The 6,066-nt window shown below is 53.8% G+C and carries 4 protein-coding genes and 1 pseudogene (1 of these 5 running past the window's edge); 1 reads left to right on the top strand and 4 read right to left on the bottom strand.

The genetic code is table 11. From position 1 onward, the window contains the following. Window positions 1-29: 29 nt before the first annotated feature. The 4 genes from A2294_01305 to A2294_01320 all read right to left on the bottom strand — a co-directional run bounded on the left by A2294_01305 (window position 30) and on the right by A2294_01320 (window position 4,670). Window positions 30-782, bottom strand: a complete 753-nt coding sequence (locus A2294_01305) for a hypothetical protein (GenBank protein ID OGH85384.1) — start codon at window positions 780-782, stop codon at window positions 30-32. A 194-nt stretch (window positions 783-976) separates the two neighbouring features. Next, window positions 977-2,773, bottom strand: coding sequence for a hypothetical protein (locus A2294_01310; GenBank protein ID OGH85385.1), 1,797 nt, complete (start codon window positions 2,771-2,773; stop codon window positions 977-979). Window positions 2,774-2,960: 187 nt separating this feature from the next. Next, window positions 2,961-3,863, bottom strand: a complete 903-nt coding sequence (locus A2294_01315) for a hypothetical protein (GenBank protein OGH85386.1) — start codon at window positions 3,861-3,863, stop codon at window positions 2,961-2,963. Window positions 3,864-3,866: 3 nt separating this feature from the next. Next, window positions 3,867-4,670, bottom strand: a complete 804-nt coding sequence (locus A2294_01320) for a hypothetical protein (GenBank protein OGH85387.1) — start codon at window positions 4,668-4,670, stop codon at window positions 3,867-3,869. Between the two features lie 36 nt (window positions 4,671-4,706). Here A2294_01320 and A2294_01325 point away from each other — a divergent pair. Beyond that, window positions 4,707-6,066, top strand: a pseudogene (locus tag A2294_01325) (hypothetical protein); it runs 38 nt beyond the window's last position.

Genomic DNA, 6,066 nt, shown 5'->3' on the forward strand with positions numbered 1-6,066 from the left:
GTTGCCGGGTGTTGTTTAAGAAACTTAGGTTAGAAGTTGGCCGAAAGACCAAGGAGGCCGCGGGCCTTATGGACATAACCCGCCAGGCCCTCCTGATCCACCGGCGTGTAATTCAGCCAGAGGGTCAGCGGCACTCCTAGCGCCGCGAAGCTGAACTCCGCGTAAGGGCCAAAGCCGATGAAGCGGCGCATCCGCAGGCCGGCGCCAAGCCAGGAAGAGGGATTGAGCTTTCCCACGACGTCATACCAGACGCCCGCCTTGTCTCCCTGAAAAACGGCGTTGTTCAACTCCACCGCGCCAGAGAGGGAGTAGATATCCCATCCCAGCCACAACCAGGTGGAGTAGCGAGCCTGAAGCTTGCCCGTGAGACCCTGCTCGGCACCCACGTACAGACCTATCAAAAACCAGTCCACCGGCTTGTAGTTGGGGCCGATGTAACCCTGCGCCCACGCGTCGGTCACCAGAAAGAACCCCTGCAGACCCCAACCGCCCTGGAAGTTGTGGATGAGCGCAACATCCAGGATGGGCACCGGACGATCAGCGTCCTTGTCCAGCTGCACTTGGGTCTCCAGGAATCCGGTGGTCGTGGCACCCTTCGCCTCGGCCGCCTTGGCAAGGGTGGAGAAGTAACCGAACACCACTGCCGCAACCAGCACTCTGATGAATGTGCTCATGAAAACCTCCTGTCCTGATGTTGGGATTCCCATTCCGAAGATCTTTCTCCGGATGGGAAATTGCACCATTACTGCTGCCGGGGCCCCTTGGGGAAGAGCTGCCTCCACAAGTACGGGATGGCGAAGTAGAGGATGATCGCGATCCCGATGACGGGGGCGATCATCTCCAACACGTTGATGATGAAGGACACGGCCAGCACCAGGAGCACCATTGCGACCACGATGAACAGAACCAACGTCTTCCTGTCCATGAAACCCTCCTACTTGATTTCTTTAGATGCCAGGCCACGCGCCTCTGCCATCTAACCTCGTCCCTGTCGAAGTTTTTCGACACTAACCACCTCTTTCTGGAAATCGTGGACAAACTCCTTGAGGTCATCAACGAAATCCAAATCGCGGGTTTGATTCTGCACAATATCAATCGCAGAGACCAAGTCCTCCTTGGTAAGACCACTCACAAACTTCTCTGCCTCATCATCCTTGACCCCAGCTGCGTTCATCTTAGCGATGTCACGCCGCAGGGCCAAAGCTGTCGCCACCTTCACGACATTCGCGATCATACCACCGTTTAGAATATCCTTCAAGGTGAAGTTGACAACAGTGGTATCACGCTTACGAATCTCGTAAAGTATGCGCGCAGCAGAGAAAATCTCCGTGCTACCAAGTTCGGCCAAGCCTTCCACGATCAAGCCCTCTGCCAGACGCATGTGCTTGAAATTCAGCCGGAAGATTTCCTTGGTGGACGCAGGCGTAGGACGCGTCACCTTGATCTTGAGGTCAATGCGTTCACCACGCACAACCGCACTATCAAGCAGATCCGGACGATTGGTTGCCAGAATTACCACGGCTCCCGAATCTTCCAGACCGTCCATTTCGTTTAAGAACGCGGGCACAACTGTGCGCCCCACGTCAGAACTCACTCCGGAATCACGCTTGGAAAGAAGTGCCTCAGCTTCATCAATGAAGATGACAGCCGGATAGCCGTGAGTAGCCATGTGCTTGCGTGCGCGATCAAAGATCTGCCGCACATTGGCTTCGGCCACACCCACGAACTTTTCCAACACTTCCGGTCCCTTGATGTAGATAAAGCCTTCAGAGGCCTTATCGCCACCATAGATGTCAGAGAGAGCCGTCGCCACGGCCTTACCAAGAAGAGTCTTGCCACAGCCCGGAGGCCCAAACAGCAAAATCCCCTTGACTCTCTTCTGTCCATAAAGACCAAACAGATGAGGAAAGCGATGTGGCAATTCCACTGTCTCAATCATCTGCTGTTTGGCTTCTTCCAGACCACCGATGTCGCTCCATTTTATCCCAAGCTTCACGCCCAGGGAGAAGCGATCATCATCCTTACCCAAGTTGTTGATAACAACCACGCCGGAAGCATCCAGTACCACCCGATCGCCCTTGGTCAGTTCTTTTCCAAACCGGCCATTAAAGACGATCTTGACAGTGTTACGATATTCCACTTCCGAAGTAGTCTCATCAATCACTCGCCGTATCAAGGCGATGTCGCCGGCCATTTGCAGAACGGCCCTGCCAACGACGTTAAGTGTTTTCATATTCAACGTGACTGTTTCACCAGGCGTAACTTCCAGATCCTTAGGCAGAACCATTTCCAACACGCGCCCTTCAAAAACAACCACGGCGATGGTGACTTTTTCCATTTCCACCTTGGCATCACCACTTTGAACTTTTGCCTTGGTATCCTTAGAAGACGAAGACAGAGTTTCAAAGGTTTTCCGATGCTCACTGGGAGAATCATTGATAACACCCTTACCATCAAGCTGACTGATGACATTACCTTCTTTGGTAAAACCAACAATCACGATGGTCTCGGCATTGACGATTTCAAAGCTTACGAGGCTTGGCCGCTTTAAGCGACAGACATCACCAATGTGAAATTCTTCTAGTGATTCACGCTTGGCGTCTCTTAGAACTTTCTCCCCTGTGATAGAGAGAAAGAAATCGCCAAAACCTCCACGTTGTAGAGCAGAAGAGATGTCTGTTTCAATAACTTCCGGGATTAAACCCTTAGGCTGTTCTCTCTCAAAAGTTGCAATGACAGTCCCATAAGCAACTGGGGAATTCTCTGAAGACATGAGCACCTCCCTTATTTTACTTGCATCATTTCAATTTAAAAGAGCTTGCCTGCTTATTTTACAGGACTGGCTACTTTACCACTTTTAGTCTTTTTTGTCAAGGTCTTAAAATGAGCTTAAATTAGCTTTAAAAAATATAAAAAAAGACTCTCCTATTACAGAGAGTCTATTAAGGTTGGTTAAAGAACTAATTGGGCACGGCCGCTGACGGCATCACGACTGTCGGAGCGACAACCGATTGCGGTGGCTGTACCAAAGGCGGAAGCGACCCTACCTCAAAGAGTGATTGTTCCACCATCTGGACAAGTTCCACAAACCTCTTGTCCATACGGATTTCACGACCTCTTGGAGAGGGTAAATCCACCTTGATGTGTTGCACAATGCGTCCGGGATTAGGTGCCATGATGTAGATATCATCAGCAAGGAACACCGCCTCCTGGATATCATGGGTCACCAGAAGAATGGTGGACTTAAGCTTCTCCCTCAACCTGGACACAGTGAGCTGGGCCAGGAAACGAGTGTTCACGTCCAAGGCTTGATGCGGCTCGTCCATGAGCAAGAGCTCTGGATTAGAGACTAGCGCACGGGCCAGAGCGACGCGCTGAAGCTGTCCGCCGGACAAAATCGGATGTTGCGCAAACTTGCGCCACTGATCTTCCAAACCCACGGTCCTAAGCATCTCCATTGCTGCCGCGCGCTGCTCCTTAGGGGTACCCATGCCCTTGATTTCCAAAGGTAGTGTCACATTCTCCAAGACAGTGCGCCAAGGCAACGAAGAATAGGTCTGGAATACCATAGGAACAGATCCTTCGAGCGGCTTTCCATGCAACAACACCTCACCCTTGGTCGGCTTTTGCAAACCAGCGATGTAGCGCAGAAGAGTGGACTTTCCGCATCCGGATGTTCCCATAAGAACTGTGAAATGTCCCCGCTCGGCGTGCCCTTCCACCAAAAGATTTAAATCCTTAATGATGTAATGGGCTCCGCCATCGTAAGTCTGGGAGATATTCACCAGGCTCACGACATCGGGCAAAGTGGAATCGTTTTCAAACCTGATTCCGGCATTGTTCCGATCTTCAGAGGCTGTCATGAATTACCTCCCATGCTCTTTGTTGGCATACTTGTAAGCAAAGAGGGTTTTATCCAGATAAAGCTGAACTTTGTCCAAAAGGAAACCAATCAGGATAATGATGATGACCAGACCAAAGAGCTTGTCCACACGAGATTGTCGTGCAGCCAAATAAGACAAAGCTCCCAGTCCTCCGCCATACATGTCTGACATTTCCGCGGCCACGATGTAAGTCCAGGAAATAGCACCCAGGTTAATAATGTCGTCAAACGAACGAGACACCACGGCCGGCAAAAAGACGTACCACACACTCTGCCACTTGGTAGCTCCGAGCGTAGTAACGGTTTGAACATATACGTCCTCTACCTCACGTACACGCTGCAACACAGCTGGCAAAAGATAAAGGAAGATGGATGTAGCCAGGAACTGAATCTTCATGAAATCACCCAGCTTGAACCAAGCGATGAAGAGACCAATCAAAATGGTCAAGGGCAGAAAACGAATGACCACAATGAATCGCTTGCACAGAGCGCGCAAGTACTTGTTAAGGCCAATAGCCAAACCCAGAGGCAGCCCCAAAATCACTGCTTCAAGCAAACCCAAGACATTGACCTTCAAGGACTGCACGGCATTGGCAATAAGGGCATCTTGGGAGTTCATCTCTATGATAGCCCTCCCTACCTTTAAGGGCGAAGGAAGGATACCCACGGGTATCCATTCCATTTCAGTGATAAGCGTCCACAATCCAATGATTGCGGAGAAGCCTATCAGCTCTACTAGTAGAGCGTTCCTCTGTGGCAATTCCTCGCGCAGATCATATGAGGCCATCACTTGCCTCCTTTCGATGTTAAGAGGTGAAAAAAAATGGGGAGGCAGGACGATCCCGCCTCCCCGGTTGATGTGGCCGTTAAGCCGTCATCAGTTCTCCAGGAACTTGAACGTGGTGCGCCGGTTCTTGGCGCGACAATCCTCGGACGCGTTGGTCTCGCAACCCACCACCGGCTTGTCGGGGCCGTTGCCCACGATGATGAAGCGGTTGGGGTCCAGACCCAGCTTGACGACCAGGTAGTTGGCGCCGGAACGTGCGCGATCATACGACAGCTTCTGGTTCACCTCCCGCGAACCCTTGCTGTCCGTGTTGCCCTCGATCAGGATGCGCGTTTTTCCGAACTCCTTGGAACGGTTGATGAAGAACGCATCGATGGCCTCCTTGCCCCCGTCCGTCAAGTCGGCGGAGTTGAAGGCGAAGTTGACCGTGAGGTCCAGGGACGAGAACGCCGGAGCCTTGGCGTCTTCGGGCTTGGGAGGCGCGAAGCGCGGGGTCTCCTCGGGGGCGTTCTCCGGCGGACCGGCGAGCTCCGTGCACGACGCCACGAAGGACGTGTCCACGATGTTGCGCCAGAGCGGGATGTTGTCGGGCGCCAGGCCGATCTGGTTGAAGAGGCGGTGCATCTTGTTGTACACCTCCTCGCCGCGCACGGCACCGGGCGACGTCTTGAGGCCGAAGAACAGCAGGTTGTCACCGTAGGTGGTGATGCGCGCGTTCTCGATCATGCGAGTGGCCGAGGCCACGTCGTTCAGGTTGAAACCCGCGCTGATGATCTGCGCCGCCTGCGTCTTGGCCGTCGGCACGGCATTGATCTCGCCCGCCGCCTTGAGCCATCCGCAAGTAAACTTCCTGAAGGCCGCGTTCTTCGCGACAAGCACATCCTGCTTGGCCAGGAAGACGTCGGCGATGGCCTTGTTGGCCTTCTTGGTGTTGACCAGCACCTTGGTGCCGAGCACGTTCTTCACGCAGTCCTCGTCATCCGGGGCCCAGACCATTGCCGCATCCGCGGCGCCGGCCTTGTAGCGGCTGGCCGCCTCGATGCCGTTGTCCACGCCCACCACCTGGATGTCCGTGTAGGAAAGGTTGCAGGTGGCCAAGGTCAGCAGGAGGAGGGTGTGGCTCGGCGTACCGATGGCCACCGCCACCTTCTTGCCCTTGAGGTCGCAGACCGAGTTGATCCCGGCCTTCACCACCATGGCGTCGCCGCCCTCGCTCCAGTCGGTCTGGATGAACTGCTTGGCACCAAGCGCCGCGAGCTCCGTGATCTCCGTCGGCAGCGAGTCGGTGGTGGCCAGGCCAAGCACGTCGCACTCGCCAGCCTTCCACGCGTCGCGCATGGCCTTGAAGTCGTCGATGACCTTGAAGCCCACGATCACGCCGTCCTTGTAAAAGCGG

Source organism: Candidatus Magasanikbacteria bacterium RIFOXYB2_FULL_38_10, from assembly GCA_001783145.1.
GTDB lineage: Bacteria > Patescibacteriota > Patescibacteriia > Magasanikbacterales > UBA10003 > GWC2-40-17.